This is a genomic window from Pseudomonas sp. LBUM1657 (assembly GCF_059716075.1).
In genome coordinates this window covers 1,441,718-1,455,800 of the sequence record NZ_CP166799.1, presented here as the reverse complement: position 1 = coordinate 1,455,800, position 14,083 = coordinate 1,441,718, and the positions used below count along the sequence as shown (strand labels likewise).

General features: G+C 59.6%; 17 protein-coding genes. 3 read left to right on the top strand and 14 right to left on the bottom strand.

All coding sequences use genetic code 11. The annotated features are described in order from the left end of the window. The first annotated feature begins 233 nt into the window (after window positions 1–233). Window positions 234–1,208, top strand: coding sequence for a DMT family transporter (locus ACA055_RS06550; protein ID WP_497682887.1), 975 nt, complete (start codon window positions 234–236; stop codon window positions 1,206–1,208). On the opposite strand, the gene ACA055_RS06545 is transcribed toward ACA055_RS06550, so the two are convergent. The 3 genes from ACA055_RS06545 to ACA055_RS06535 form a co-directional block, all read right to left on the bottom strand. Then, on the bottom strand, window positions 1,199–2,413 hold the full coding sequence (locus tag ACA055_RS06545) for a class I SAM-dependent methyltransferase (RefSeq protein ID WP_497682886.1): 1,215 nt from the start codon (window positions 2,411–2,413) through the stop codon (window positions 1,199–1,201). The genes ACA055_RS06550 and ACA055_RS06545 overlap by 10 nt on opposite strands. Before the next feature lie 131 nt (window positions 2,414–2,544). Then, window positions 2,545–2,907 carry a hypothetical protein gene (locus ACA055_RS06540; RefSeq protein WP_497682885.1) on the bottom strand — a complete coding sequence of 121 codons (363 nt, stop codon included), beginning with the start codon at window positions 2,905–2,907 and terminating at the stop codon, window positions 2,545–2,547. Between the two features lie 3 nt (window positions 2,908–2,910). Next, window positions 2,911–3,189 carry an Ogr/Delta-like zinc finger protein gene (locus ACA055_RS06535; RefSeq protein WP_497682884.1) on the bottom strand — a complete coding sequence of 93 codons (279 nt, stop codon included), beginning with the start codon at window positions 3,187–3,189 and terminating at the stop codon, window positions 2,911–2,913. 300 nt (window positions 3,190–3,489) lie between these two features. Here ACA055_RS06535 and ACA055_RS06530 point away from each other — a divergent pair, with 300 nt between their 5' ends. Next, on the top strand, window positions 3,490–3,915 hold the full coding sequence (locus tag ACA055_RS06530; protein WP_497682883.1) for a helix-turn-helix domain-containing protein: 426 nt from the start codon (window positions 3,490–3,492) through the stop codon (window positions 3,913–3,915). A 24-nt stretch (window positions 3,916–3,939) separates the two neighbouring features. On the opposite strand, the gene ACA055_RS06525 is transcribed toward ACA055_RS06530, so the two are convergent. The 6 genes from ACA055_RS06525 to ACA055_RS06500 form a co-directional block, all read right to left on the bottom strand. Next, window positions 3,940–4,206, bottom strand: coding sequence for a phage holin family protein (locus ACA055_RS06525; protein ID WP_497682882.1), 267 nt, complete (start codon window positions 4,204–4,206; stop codon window positions 3,940–3,942). 11 nt (window positions 4,207–4,217) lie between these two features. Further along, a complete protein-coding gene (locus tag ACA055_RS06520; protein WP_497682881.1) occupies window positions 4,218–4,574 on the bottom strand; it encodes a putative holin in 357 nt (118 codons plus the stop codon). Then, on the bottom strand, window positions 4,561–4,851 hold the full coding sequence (locus ACA055_RS06515) for a response regulator transcription factor (protein ID WP_497682880.1): 291 nt from the start codon (window positions 4,849–4,851) through the stop codon (window positions 4,561–4,563). Before ACA055_RS06515 ends, ACA055_RS06520 begins: the two co-directional genes overlap by 14 nt. A gap of 133 nt (window positions 4,852–4,984) precedes the next feature. Then, entirely contained in the window at window positions 4,985–5,602 is a 618-nt protein-coding gene (locus ACA055_RS06510; protein WP_497682879.1) for a TPM domain-containing protein, read from the bottom strand. A gap of 42 nt (window positions 5,603–5,644) precedes the next feature. Continuing rightward, the gene (locus ACA055_RS06505) at window positions 5,645–6,400 is read right to left on the bottom strand and encodes a TPM domain-containing protein (protein ID WP_497682878.1); all 756 of its coding nucleotides are present in this window, start codon (window positions 6,398–6,400) and stop codon (window positions 5,645–5,647) included. 43 nt (window positions 6,401–6,443) lie between these two features. Next, on the bottom strand, window positions 6,444–7,055 hold the full coding sequence (locus ACA055_RS06500) for a LemA family protein (RefSeq protein WP_497682877.1): 612 nt from the start codon (window positions 7,053–7,055) through the stop codon (window positions 6,444–6,446). A 268-nt stretch (window positions 7,056–7,323) separates the two neighbouring features. Between ACA055_RS06500 and bglX the strand changes: the two genes are divergently transcribed. Continuing rightward, window positions 7,324–9,615 carry a beta-glucosidase BglX gene (gene bglX, locus ACA055_RS06495; RefSeq protein WP_497682876.1) on the top strand — a complete coding sequence of 764 codons (2,292 nt, stop codon included), beginning with the start codon at window positions 7,324–7,326 and terminating at the stop codon, window positions 9,613–9,615. A gap of 140 nt (window positions 9,616–9,755) precedes the next feature. Here bglX and ACA055_RS06490 read toward each other — a convergent pair whose 3' ends face one another. From ACA055_RS06490 to ACA055_RS06470, 5 genes are all read right to left on the bottom strand, one after another. After that, the gene (locus ACA055_RS06490; RefSeq protein WP_497682875.1) at window positions 9,756–10,913 is read right to left on the bottom strand and encodes a phospholipase D-like domain-containing protein; all 1,158 of its coding nucleotides are present in this window, start codon (window positions 10,911–10,913) and stop codon (window positions 9,756–9,758) included. Between the two features lies 1 nt (window position 10,914). Then, window positions 10,915–11,505, bottom strand: coding sequence for a YceI family protein (locus ACA055_RS06485; protein WP_497682874.1), 591 nt, complete (start codon window positions 11,503–11,505; stop codon window positions 10,915–10,917). A 78-nt stretch (window positions 11,506–11,583) separates the two neighbouring features. Next, window positions 11,584–11,913, bottom strand: coding sequence for an amidase (locus tag ACA055_RS06480; RefSeq protein ID WP_497682873.1), 330 nt, complete (start codon window positions 11,911–11,913; stop codon window positions 11,584–11,586). Further along, on the bottom strand, window positions 11,910–13,004 hold the full coding sequence (locus ACA055_RS06475; RefSeq protein WP_497682872.1) for a serine hydrolase domain-containing protein: 1,095 nt from the start codon (window positions 13,002–13,004) through the stop codon (window positions 11,910–11,912). Before ACA055_RS06475 ends, ACA055_RS06480 begins: the two co-directional genes overlap by 4 nt. A 172-nt stretch (window positions 13,005–13,176) precedes the next feature. Continuing rightward, on the bottom strand, window positions 13,177–14,064 hold the full coding sequence (locus ACA055_RS06470; protein WP_497682871.1) for an acyl-CoA dehydrogenase middle domain-containing protein: 888 nt from the start codon (window positions 14,062–14,064) through the stop codon (window positions 13,177–13,179). Window positions 14,065–14,083: the final 19 nt, after the last annotated feature.

Genomic DNA, 14,083 nt, shown 5'->3' with positions numbered 1-14,083 from the left:
TCAAGGTAGTCCTTATCTGCAGGGGTGGGTAATAACCAGCTACTACGGCGTCATCGTTCTTCGCGAGCAAGCCCGCTCATACAGGGGAACGCATTCCAATGTGGGAGCGGGCTTGCTCGCGAAGAGGCCCTCAAACTGTACGGATAACTCTGCACCTAGCTGTAACAGCGCCATCGCGCTGATTTATGGCTAGATAAAGACTCTTCCCGCCACCCTCGATTCTGGTTGCCATCATGTCCTCGCGCGAAAACACCGGCATGGCCCTCGGCCTGCTCGGCGTTGTGATCTTCAGCCTCACCCTGCCCTTCACGCGAATCGTCGTGCAGGAACTGCATCCGCTGCTCAACGGCCTGGGCCGTGCGCTGTTCGCGGCGGTGCCGGCGGCGATGTTGTTGCTGTGGCGTCGAGAAAAATGGCCCACCTGGAAACAAGTCAAAGGCCTGACGCTGGTGATTGCCGGGGTGATCCTTGGCTTCCCGGTGTTGTCCGCCTGGGCCATGCAAACCTTGCCGGCGTCCCACGGCGCACTGGTCAACGGTTTGCAGCCGCTGTGCGTGGCGCTCTATGCCGCCTGGTTGTCCCATGAGCGACCGTCGAAAGCTTTCTGGGCCTGCGCCGCGTTGGGCAGCGCCCTGGTGCTCGGTTATGCGTTGATCAGCGGGGCCGGCAGTGTTCAGGCCGGTGACTTGCTGATGCTCGGGGCAATTGCCGTGGGTGGCCTGGGTTACGCCGAGGGCGGCCGATTGGCCAAGGAGATGGGCGGCTGGCAGGTGATCTGCTGGGCGCTGGTGTTGTCGACGCCGCTGCTGATCGGGCCAGTGGTTTACCTGGCGCTGCAACATCAGGGAGAGATTTCGGCCAAGACCTGGTGGGCGTTCAGTTACGTCTCGCTGTTCTCGCAGTTCATCGGGTTCTTCGCCTGGTACGCCGGGCTGGCCATGGGTGGCATCGCTCGGGTCAGCCAGATCCAGTTGCTGCAGATCTTCTTCACCATCGCCTTTTCAGCGTTGTTCTTCGGTGAACACGTCGAGCCGATCACCTGGCTGTTTGCCGCCGGGGTGATCGTCACGGTGATGTTGGGGCGCAAGACTGCGATCAATCCCAATGTGGGAGCGGGCTTGCTCGCGAAGGCGGCTTCACATTCAACAGAGATGTTGGCTGAACCAACGCCTTCGCGAGCAAGCCCGCTCCCACAGGATCAGAGGTAGCCGTCAGCTCGGAGCAGGGTTTCCAGGCAATGTTCGCTGATGTGGTAGAAATCCTTCAGTTCCTGAATCTTCACCAGCAGCCGGGCCGGATCAACCGGTTCGGCGCGTTTGACCGCCAGGATCATCTTGTTCTTGTTGGTGTGGTCCAGCGAGATGAACTCAAAGACCTTGGTCTCGTAACCACACGCTTCCAGGAACAACGCACGCAAACTGTCGGTGACCATTTCCGCCTGCTGCCCGAGGTGCAAACCGTATTGCAGCATCGGCTTGAGCAGTGCCGGGCTCTGGATTTGCAGACGGATCTGTTTGTGGCAGCACGGCGAGCACATGATGATCGAAGCGCCGGAACGGATACCGGTGTGAATCGCATAATCGGTGGCGATGTCGCAGGCGTGCAGGGCGATCATCACGTCCAGTTCACTCGGCGCCACACTGCGCACATCCCCGCACTTGAACACCAGCCCCGGATGCTCAAGTTTTGCGGCAGCGGCATTACACAGGTTGACCATCTCTTCACGCAGTTCGACACCGGTGACCTCGCCCTCGGCTTTCAAGGTATTGCGCAGGTAATCGTGGATGGCGAAAGTCAGGTAACCCTTGCCCGAACCGAAATCCGCAACGCGCACCGGTTTGTCCAGGGCCAGCGGTGACGAGGTCAGCGCATGGCTGAAGACTTCGATGAATTTGTTGATCTGCTTCCACTTGCGCGACATCGCCGGGATCAGCTCGTGCTGCTTGTTGGTCACGCCGAGGTCGGCGAGAAACGGCCGGCTCAAGTCGAGGAAGCGGTTTTTCTCGCGGTTGTGCTCGGCGGACGGCACTTCGCGCAATTGCTGAGGTTTGCTCTTGAACAGCGACGGCTTGCCCTTTTTGCTGTATTCGAGCTGGGCTTCGTCGGTCAGCGACAATAAATGCGCATTTTTGAATGACGTCGGTAACAGCCCGGCGATGGTCGCCACGCCTTCGGCAAGCGGCAGGTTCTTGGTGATGTCCCGCGTCTTGTAGCGATAAACGAAAGACAGGCAAGGCTGATCCTTCACCGTCAGCTGCTTGATAATCAGCCGTTGCAGGTCCGCCTCGGTGCCGACGTACTTGGCCAGCACCAGTTTGATGAAAGCGTTTTGATCAAGACTCGATTGCAGCAGATCAATGAACTGGGCGTGGTGATCCGGCGCGAGGCTGGCGGGAGTGGCGGTGACGGACATGGAAAAACGGCCTCGGGCGGTGCGAAACGGGAATGACCGGTATTTTAGGGGGGATGAGGGTTTCGGGCACGGAGTTATTTTGTGACAGGTCCCGGTCACGCCACCCAAGACCTGAAATCACCCACTCAAACCTAAGGTTCCACCAGTCGAAGTTTACGATTGGTCGGTGAATTAATGACGTATTTGACAATCAGCCCCACCGGCACTGCCCAGGTCAGGCCGTTGGCCGGGTCAGTGACCACGGCGACGGTTTCGGAACTCGCAGCGATGTCCAGACGCCGGCGATCGTGGCTGGATTTGAGTATTCCATAGGCATGGCTGACCAGCCGTTCCGCCATGTGCATCGGTACATCAATACCTTGCAAATGCTTCACTGCGCGACAGAACAGCACCTGATCATCCATCGCCCCATCGCTGTCATGACGGAAAAGAAACGCCTCGGCGATGGCCAATAGCTCCTCATTCAATTCCTGGTTCTCATCGACTCCTTTCATACTTCACGACTCCAGTGGTGTTTGCGTCGATGAGTCACTCACCGCAACAGGGCGGGCGGCGCGACGCAGGTCGGGGCTGGCGCAAGGCAAGTGCACGGCCGGGTTGGGCATGCCACTGGGCGAAAGTTCATGGGTCATTTCGAACTCGGCCCGCACCGACCAGCCGCAGGCTTCCGATGTGCACTGCAAATACGCCACCCGCAGGAAAATATGACGGCCCTCGCTGGTGCGAATGCGCATCCGGTTCAGGCAGTGCGGACACACCATTTTGTAAGTACTCATGCTTGATTCCCGGCGGTGATCTGGTGGTAATCGACTTGATCAAACGCAATACTGCTTGACGCGTTGATCGCCCCGGTCCGGTCTTGCGAAAAACGTCTGCCAGACAGAAGGAAGTGCAACAGGCAGCCGCGTAATGGGTAAGAACCAAGCTCGTAGGAAATCACCCTGATACCATTAGGAAGTTTCGACATCGTATTCTTCTGATTCATAGTTGACGATTGATTACTCACAAGAAAAAAAATACTCATTTCGCATACATTAAGCACTCAAAAAGCATATGTCAAAAGGAAGAGGCTCAAATTGCGTAGCAAAAAATCACAAGCTGTTCTGGCGCGTCTAAAGCAGATCACCGGTACAAAAACCGATGCCTCCTTGTCTTCCGCGCTGCAGATCAGCCCCCAAACCCTCAGCAGCTGGAAAGGCCGCGACAGCACGCCATACTCATTATGCGTAGACATTGCACAAGCGCGTGGCATCTCGCTTGATTGGTTGCTGCTGGGTGAAGGGCCGATCCTGCGGCATACACCTGACGAATCCCCAGAAGACAATCAAGAAAGCACAACACGGGAAAACACGATTCTCGCGCTGTGGAGATTGCTCAACGAAAGTGATCGCAGTGCCATACAACACGCATTGGAGGAAAAGAAGCGATTGCGCGACATGGAACTTAAACTTGCGGAAATGACCTCTATCCTGGCAACACTTCAACACTCGAATGACACATGAATGTGTATGTAATTCGAAGTTTCGTTACTTCAATGCATGCCACAAGAACATGATGTTGCCGCCGCTGCGAATAATCAGTGCACATGACAATGCACTCACGACCGCATGCCATGGACTCACCGGCACAAATGTCAGCAATACATCCATGCCGGCCAGGCAAAACACCCCTCCGCACAGGCTGGTCAATAGTCCGTCACGCCAACAATGATGTGCCTCGTCACGCTGATAACAGGCAAGCCTGAACGCACTGAGCAAATGAGCAACACCCGTTATCAAGACCAGCGCGATCATTTCATTCCCCATCATCCCCGCCCCCTCAGGTGTCGAACGATTTCGCCCAGGCCGGCACCGTCAATCCACTGCATGAGTTTGATGCTGACGGGAATGACGATCAGCGCGCAGAGAAAAGCGGTCACGCCTGCGGTCAGGAAAGGCGCCAGCGGCAACGCAACCGGGGTAAACAGATAGCCCACGCCCGCCGACAGTATCCAGGAGCCGATCCGCTGCCAGGCCTTGTAGTTCGTGCGAGTGGTCGTGACGAGCCACGCCCCGAGCGCGGCACCGAACAGTGCCTCGCCATCTATCGCGGGTAGCGTCGAGATACCCAGCCCTAGCAAAAGTCCGCCGATGCTGTTGTAAGTCGAATCAGTCAGGCTCATGGGCGCCCTCTCCTACCGAAATGACGCCCATCTCAATGGCTTTGAGCAAGGCAGCACTGCGGGATCTGACGTCGAATTTGCGCCGGATGTTGGAGAAGTGAAAATTGATCGTGGCTTCCGAGCAATTCTGAATTCTGGCGATTTCCCAGGACGTTTTGCCTTGTGAACACCACGTCAGGGTTTGTATCTCCTTCGCCGTCAGCCGCGCCGACGGTGTATTTGCCCCGCCACTACGCGCGGCACAAGCAAAAGAGTCGAGCGTTTGATGCGTTGACATAAGAACTCCCTCTTCGTCAGAACGCCCGTCGCAGGCGCTCGCTGTTAGAGAGAGATGTTGAACAGAGGCCCGCACTCAGACAATGCGCGGCAGTTGTAGCGTCGAGGGATACATAATCGGCCCAGGACCGCGCTTAGCCGAGCACCACCAACCGGTTCGGCAATTCATTGCGCACATGCGTCACCGGCACATGCACCTTGAGCAACTCACCGCACGCCTCGACGCAACTGACAAATCCCTGCAAGGTCTGGCCCTGTTTCACCTGCTGTGTGAACGCCGCGACGATCGCATCCCAGTTCTTGTTATCCAGGCGCTTGGAAATGCCCTCATCCACCAGAATCTCCACATAGCGCTCGGCCTCGGAGACGAAAATCAGCATGCCGGTGCTGCCGACGGTGTGGTGCAGGTTCTGCTCCAGAAACTGCCGACGTGCCAGGTTCGACGCACGCCAGTGACGCACCGAGCGCGGGATCAGGTGGGTGGTGACTTTCGGAATCCGGAACACCAGGCACAACACGATGAAGGTGATCCATTGCACCAGCAGCAGGCTGTGCATGGTCAGCCAACCGGTGAGGTAATGCACGATACCCGGCACCACCAGCGCCAGCAGACTGGCCCAGAGTAGCGGGATGTACGCATAGTCGTCGGCGCGGGCCGCCAGCACCGTCACCAGTTCGGCGTCGGTGTCACGCTCGACCCGGGCAATCGCCTCGGCGACTTTGCGTTGTTCGTGTTCAGTCAGTAATGCCATGTTTATGAATGCCTGCTCGCTATTGTTTTTACCTGCACATTCTCACCAGCCGCCCGAGGAACCGCCGCCCCCGAAACTGCCCCCGCCGCCGCTGAAGCCCCCGCCTCCACCGCCACCAAAACCGCCACCGCCGAAACCACCGCCCGAACCGCCGCGACTGCTACCGCCGCCGCTGGGCAGGATGCCGAGCATCTGGCAGACGAAAATCGTCAGGATGAACAGCATCACCAGAAACACGAACAATCCGGGATGGCGCGAAAAGAAGTCATCTTCCTGATTACCGCCGGAGTCATACACCGTGGACGGCTCGTCCAGCGGATTGCCGCCCAGCACCACCAGCATCGCTGCGACGCCGTCGCTGATGCCCTTGCTGAAATTGCCGGCCTTGAATGCCGGGGTGATCACTTGATTAATGATCACCGAGCTCTGCGCATCGGTCAGGCGATCCTCCAGACCATAACCGACTTCGATCCGCAGCTTGCGATCATCGCGCGCGACGATCAGTAAAGCGCCGGTGTTCTTGTCTTTCTGGCCAATGCCCCAGTGGCGCCCCAACTGATAACCGAAGTCGGCGATGTCGTTGCCCTGCAAATCCGGCAACGTGACCACCACGAGCTGCTCGCCGGTGGCTTTTTCGTGGGCCTGGAGTTGCTGCGTCAGCTGCTCGCGCACGGCAGGCTCGATCATCTGGGCGTTATCCACCACCCGTCCGGTCAGCTCCGGAAACTTCAACTCGGCCTGGGCTGCCAGGGCAAACACCCAGAACATCAGCACCAGGCCCACTTTCAACACGCGCATTGGCAACCTCATCCGTGGTGACGCTTCAAACTCGTCCCGCTGCTTACTTGAACTTCACTTCTGGCGCTTTTTCCGCATCGGGACTGGTGGCCTCGAAGGTTTCGCGGATCGGCAGATCGCTGTACATCACCGTGTGCCACAGGCGGCCGGGGAATGTACGGATTTCGGTGTTGTACTTCTGCACCGCGAGAATGAAGTCACGACGCGCCACGGCGATGCGGTTCTCAGTGCCTTCGAGCTGCGATTGCAACGCCAGGAAATTCTGATTGGCCTTGAGGTCCGGGTAACGCTCGGAGACCACCATCAAACGGCTCAAGGCACCGGTCAATTGATTCTGGGCCTGCTCGAACTGCTTGAGTTTTTCCGGATTGTCCAGGGTGCTGGCATCCACTTGAATCGACGTTGCCTTGGCCCGTGCTTCGATCACCGCCGTCAGGGTTTCTTGCTCATGCTGGGCGTAGCCCTTGACGGTTTCCACCAGGTTGGGAATCAGGTCGGCACGGCGCTGGTATTGGTTCTGCACCTGGCCCCAGGCGCCCTTGGCCTGTTCGTCGAGGGTTGGAATATTGTTGATGCCGCAGCCGGCCAGCAGTGAGGTCAGCCACATCAAGGCTGCAACCTGCAGGCTCGACCGATAATGGTGTCGTACATTCATTTGGTTGATGCTCCCTTGCACATTCCGTTGAAAAACAACCTGCGACCCTTTGACCGGACTCTTGGGGCATAATCTGCCGCCGCCCACTGGATTGCATCGAGCCGATGGGCTAAAAGATGCCCCAGCGTTGAAACATGATTCAGAACTACTGACTCACAAGCATGAATGCAGAAGTTTGCTGCATTTACCTGAACAACAATAGTCGCTCCCTAAATTTTGGCTGACCGGCGCGTATTCACTGCCGTTTAGGCCTTTGAGAAAACTATTCATGAAGAAGCTGTGTTTGCTGGGCCTGCTCGTCAGCCTGGCCAGTCATAACGTACTGGCCGCCACGACGCCCGCACCTCTGGAAAACAAGGACGCCTTCATCAGCAACCTGATGAAGCAGATGACCCTCGATGAAAAGATCGGCCAACTGCGCCTGATCAGCATCGGCCCGGAAATGCCTCGCGAGCTGATTCGCAAGGAAATCGCGGCCGGCAACATCGGCGGCACGTTCAACTCGATCACCCGCCCGGAAAACCGTCCGATGCAGGACGCGGCCATGCGCAGCCGGTTGAAGATCCCGATGTTCTTCGCCTATGACGTGATCCACGGCCACCGCACCATTTTCCCGATTCCCCTGGCCCTGGCCTCGAGTTGGGACATGAACGCCATCGGTCTGTCCGGGCGCATCGCCGCCAAGGAAGCCGCGGCGGACAGCCTCGACATCACTTTCGCGCCGATGGTCGATATTTCCCGCGACCCACGCTGGGGCCGCACGTCCGAAGGTTTCGGCGAAGATACCTATCTGGTGTCGCGCATCGCCGGCGTGATGGTCAAGGCCCTTCAGGGCACGGGCGCGAACACGGCCGACAGCATCATGGCCAGCGTCAAGCACTTTGCCTTGTACGGTGCAGTGGAAGGCGGTCGCGACTACAACGTGGTCGACATGAGCCCGGTCAAGATGTACCAGGACTACTTGCCGCCGTACCGCGCCGCCATCGACGCCGGTGCTGGCGGGGTGATGGTCGCGCTGAATTCCATCAACGGCGTGCCGGCCACCGCCAACACCTGGCTGATGAACGACCTGCTGCGCAAGGAATGGGGTTTCAAGGGCCTGGCGGTCAGCGACCACGGGGCGATTTTCGAGCTGATCAAACATGGCGTCGCACACGACGGTCGCGAAGCGGCGAAGCTGGCGATCAAGGCCGGCATCCACATGAGCATGAACGACACCCTGTACGGCAAGGAGCTGCCAGGGCTGCTGAAGGCCGGTGAAATCGAGCAGAGCGACATCGACAACGCCGTGCGTGCCGTGCTGGACGCCAAGTACGACATGGGCCTGTTCAAGGACCCGTACCTGCGAATCGGCAAGGCCGAGGATGACCCGGTCGACACCTACGCCGAGAGCCGCCTGCACCGCGCCGAGGCCCGCGATGTCGCGCGTCGCAGCCTGGTGTTGCTAAAAAACCAGAACGAAACCCTGCCACTGAAGAAAACCGCGAAAATCGCCCTGGTCGGCCCGCTGGCCAAGGCGCCGATCGACATGATGGGCAGCTGGGCTGCCGCTGGCCGACCGGCACAATCGGTGACCCTGTTCGACGGCATGACCCATGCGCTGGGAGATAAATCGACACTGATCTACGCCCGTGGCGCCAACATCACCAGCGACAAGAAAATCCTCGATTACCTGAACTTCCTCAACTTCGATGCACCGGAAGTGGTGGACGATCCGCGTTCGGCCCAAGTGCTGATCGACGAGGCGGTGAAAGCCGCCAAACAGGCCGATGTGGTGGTGGCCGCTGTGGGCGAGTCCCGTGGCATGTCCCACGAATCGTCGAGCCGCACCGACCTGAACATCCCGGCCAACCAGCGCGACTTGATCAAGGCCTTGAAAGCCACCGGCAAACCGCTGGTACTGGTGTTGATGAACGGCCGTCCGCTGTCGATTCTCGAAGAGAAGGAACAGGCTGACGCGATCCTGGAAACCTGGTTCAGCGGCACCGAAGGCGGCAACGCCATCGCCGACGTGCTGTTCGGCGACTACAACCCGTCGGGCAAACTGCCGATCACCTTCCCGCGTTCGGTGGGCCAGATTCCGACCTACTACAACCACCTGAGCATTGGCCGGCCGTTCACGCCGGGCAAGCCGGGCAACTACACCTCGCAGTATTTCGACGACACGACCGGGCCGCTTTACCCGTTCGGTTTCGGCCTGAGCTACACCGATTTCAGCCTGAGCGACATGGCGTTGTCATCGACCACGCTGAACAAGACCGGCAAGCTCGACGCCAGCGTCATGCTCAAAAACACCGGCAAGCGTGACGGCGAAACCGTGGTGCAGCTGTACATCCAGGACGAGACCGGTTCGATGATCCGCCCGATCAAGGAACTGAAGAACTTCCAGAAAATCATGCTCAAGGCAGGTGAACAGAAAGTCGTGCACTTCACCATCACCGAAGACGACCTGAAGTTTTTCAACGCCCAGCTCAAGTACGGCGCAGAACCGGGCAAGTTCAATGTGCAGATCGGCCTGGATTCCCAGGACGTGACGCAGCAGAGCTTTGAATTGCTGTAACTTTTCAGGCAACACAAAAACCTGTGGGAGCGGGCTTGCTCGCGAAGAGGGAGTGTCAGTCATCGATGATGTGACTGACAGACCGCCTTCGCGAGCAAGCCCGCTCCCACATTGGGTTTGCGGTGTTTGAAAAGTCGGGTTCAGCCCCGCCGATCCAGCAGATTCACCACCAGCCGATCCACCCAGCCCCACACCCTTTGCTTGACCCGTCGCCACAGCGGGCGGCGTTGCCATGCCTCGAGGCTGACTTCCTGGCTCAAGGCAAAGTCCTTGTCGAAACTCGCCACCACCGCCTGGGTCAGTCCCTCGTCCAGCGCTTCCAGATTGGCTTCCAGGTTGAAGCGCAAATTCCAGTGATCGAAGTTGCACGAGCCGATGCTCACCCAGTCATCGACCAGGACCATTTTCAGGTGCAGGAAACACGGTTTGTACTCGAAGATCTTCACCCCGGCCTTGAGCAGTCGCGGGTAGTAGCGATGCCCGGCGTAACGTACGGAGGGATGATCGGTGCGTGGCCCGGTCAGCAACAAGCGCACGTCAACGCCTCGGGAGGCCGCGCGGCGCAGTGAGCGACGGACTTTCCAGGTCGGCAGGAAATACGGCGTGGCCAGCCAGATCCGCCGCTGGCCGCTGTTCAATGCACGAATCAGCGATTGCAGAATGTCCCGGTGCTGACGGGCGTCGGCGTAGGCCACCCGGCCCATGCCTTCGCCCATGGACGGCACGCGCGGCAGACGCGGCAAGCCGAAATGCGACGCGGGTTTCCAGGCGCGCCGATGGCGGTTGGCGATCCATTGGCGGTCGAACAACAACTGCCAGTCGATGACCAAAGGGCCGGTGATTTCCACCATCACTTCGTGCCATTCGCTGGTGTCTTCGCCCGGCGTCCAGAATTCATCTGTGACCCCGGTGCCGCCAACCACTGCCATGCACTGATCCACCAGCAACAGCTTGCGGTGATCGCGGTAAAAGTTGCCCACCCAGCGCCGCCAGCTCAGGCGATTGTAGAAACGCAGTTCGACACCGGCGGCCATCAAGCGCTGGCGCAGGGTCAGGGTGAACGCCAGGCTGCCGTAATCATCGAACAGGCAACGCACGCGCACACCACGCTCGGCGGCCTGGACCAATGCCTGAACCATGGCCTCGGCGCAGGCGCCCGCCTCCACCAGATACAGCTCCAGCTCGACCTGTTCCTCGGCGCGAGCAATCGCGACCAGCATCCGCGGGAAGAACTCCGGGCCGTCAATCAGCAGTTCAAAGCGGTTGCCTTCACGCCAGGGAAAGATCGCACCGGCCATGTCAGCGCGCCGTGAAAATCAGTACCGCACCCACCGGCACCGACAGACTGATCGCCGATAACCCGGCGACCTTGCGCAAATTTTCCAGACCAGGTGCCAAGTCGAAATCCGCGGCATTGATCACCACCGGCTCGAGCGTCACCACTTGAAAGCGTCGATCATCCAGACGGGTCGCCAGCAATTCGGCGTTGTATTGGTGTTGCTTGCCATGGAGGTTGACGGTCAGCGGCAGGCGCAACTCCAGTTGCGCACCGGGCGCGAGGTCGTTGATCGGGCGCAGATCGATTTGCGCGGTGATCAACGCTTCGGGAAATGTCTGGATCTCGAACAGGTCCTTGCGCATGCGCTCGTCGCGCAAAGGGATGCCGCTGTTCACCGACTCCAGCTCGACTTCCACCTCAGCCAGGCCCTTGGAACTGACCTTGCCGTGCAGCACCAGAAAGCGCTGCACTTCGGAAATGTTGGTGTCTTTGGTGCTGATAAACGACAGCCGAGAGGACTCGCCGTCCAGATACCAATTGGCCTGGGCCGGCAGTGTGGCGCCAGCCAAGAGCACGAGGGCGAGGGTTTTGCAGAGGGAGCGGTTGAACATAGAAACTCGTGGGGGCAGATAAACCTGAGCGAACCTTAACCGTCCGTGAGTCAATTGCAAACTTGTAGCCGCTGGCGCTCAGGGAATCAGGCGACATCCCTGGCGCTCGCCGACCCACACGGCGCTGTTGCTGCGCCCCACGCCACTGACCATTACGCGTTTGGTCGCGACGTCATCGGTAAAACCGCTGGTGGGCAGCCACTGCTTCACGTAGCTGTGACAATACTCGGCGTCGTTATTCATCACGTAGCGGCACGAGCAATACTCCTTGGCGGTGTAGGCACTGATGATGTCCGGAAACGCCCACAGCGCCACCCGCTCGTGCCAGCCCCAGCCGAGCAAGGCGATCAGCAGAATCAACAGCAGCGTGCTGAACGGTCGGCGACGAACAAAACTTCGACGGGTCATGGTTGCACCTTCGCGGCGAACGTCTTGAGCGCAAGGTTGAGCAGCTGGTTGTGTTTATAGGTGCCGTCGCGGTCATCGCCATAGCGGACGATCACCAGGTTTTCGCTGGGGATCACGTACATCGCCTGCCCCCAATGACCCAGCGCGGCGAAGGTATCGGCGGGCGCATCGGGCCAGGGTTGTGCCGCCTCATCCACCGTGCGATTGAGCCACCAGTGCCCCCCAGGCACCGCGTCGTCCTGGTTGGCTTGATAGCGGGCGAATGGCTCACGAGTGAGGGCGACCCAGTCCTTTGGCAGCAATTGGCGCTCGCCCCAACGCCCCTCGCGGGCCATCAACAGGCCGATTCGTGCCAGGTCCCTGGCAGTCAGGTAGGCGTAGGAGGACGCGACGAAAGTGCCCGTGGCATCGGTTTCCCAGACGGCGCGGCGAATGCCCAAAGGGTCGAACAACGCCGTCCATGGATAGTCTGGATAGCGACTTGGGCCGACGATGGTTTTCAGCGCTGCGGATAACAAATTGGTGTCGCCGCTGGAATAACGGAATGCCTGACCGGGCTTGGCGTAATCGTCATGGCCTGCGGTAAATGCAGCCATGTCCTGGTGACCTCGGGTGTAAAGCATGGCCACCACCGAGGACTTCAACGGTGCGTATTCGTAGTCTTCCTGCCAGTCCAGGCCCGAGGCCCAGTGCAGCAGATTGGCCATGGTCAGGGACGGGTGTTTTTCCAGCGGTGGATAAAATTTCCGCACCGGGTCCTGGAGCTTGAACAGGCCTTCGCCATAGGCCACGCCCAGGACTGTGGCCATCAGGCTTTTGCTGATCGACCAGGTCAGGTGCGGCGTGTTGGCAGTGGTTGGGCCGGCGTAGCGTTCGTAGATCAACTGCCCGTCGCGGATCACCAACAAGGCATCGGTGCGGATGCCTTGGCGGGTGGTGTCATCACGGGGTGGGAAGGCGTAGCTCTCCAAGGCTTGAAGCGCCGGCCCGGTGATGGTCGGGCCGGTAGACCATTGCTCGGCGGGCCAGTGTTCGGCGTGGGCTGTGAGGCTCAGCAGCAGGATGAAAATCGGGGACCAGCCTTTGAACATGGTGGAGGCTCTTGGGGATTAACCTGCAGAGCCTAGTCGAGCTTCATGACAGTTTTGGAATGGGTGTCGCTCATGACGACGCCTTCGCGAGCAAACCCGCTCCCACATTTGATTGCATTCTTTCTGGAGGCACTCGGTTAAATGTGGGAGCGGGTGCCCGCGAAGAGGCCCGTCAATTCAGTGAAGATCCAGAAAGTGCCTTGGCCAGCCGCTTGCCCCGCGCGCCCGCCGCTAAATCCATCACCGCCTGATCCCGCGTCCACATCGCCGCCCAGTGCGGCGGTCCGCCGGCCAATGCCTCACTCACCTCGGTCTTGAGCCCATCGAACTGCGCAAACAATCCCCCCAGCAACACATGCCCGGCCGGGTTATTCGGCGCCTGCCGACTGACTTCCGAACACCCGGCCAGCAGCGCCAGCAAGCGCAGTTGCAAAGATTGCGGCCAGTCGCTGTCCTCACCGACGCCATACAGCCAGGCCGTCATGGCGCTCAGCACATAGATGTCTTCCAGCGTGCGGAACGGTTTGACGTAAGCATCCCAGCCGTCCCCCGCCAGCAATTCGCATAACGCGCCATCGAGAAACAGCCGGCCGTGGCTGATGTCCGGCATCAACGGGATCGCCGGCGTTTTCTCCACACGCACGCCCGGTTCATCGGGAAAGACCACCGCCAGACTCAGGCGCGGGGTCTCGCCGGGTTCTTCACTGCGGGCCGCGATCAGCAGCCAGTCGGCAGCATCGCCGGCGGTGACGAAATCCTTGCGCCCGCTCAGGCGCAAACCACTCAGGCGAGTCTGCATATCCGCCACCCGCAGGCTGCGCTGCTCGGTGGCGCACAAGGCGCCGAGGCTCAGTGGCGCGCTCGGCCAGAGCATGCGCAACGCCGCCTGATACCCCACCAGAAACGCCAGCCCCGGTGTTGCCATCAACCGTCCACCGAGCACTGCCAGCTCAAACGGCGTGACCGTGCCTATCTGGTGCAGCAAGGTCGCGAATCCTTCGCCCAGGTCCGGGTTGGCGGGCAGGCGATCACGGCGGTTCAACAGGGTTTGCCAGGGCATTAGAGGCTCCTTGTGGGCT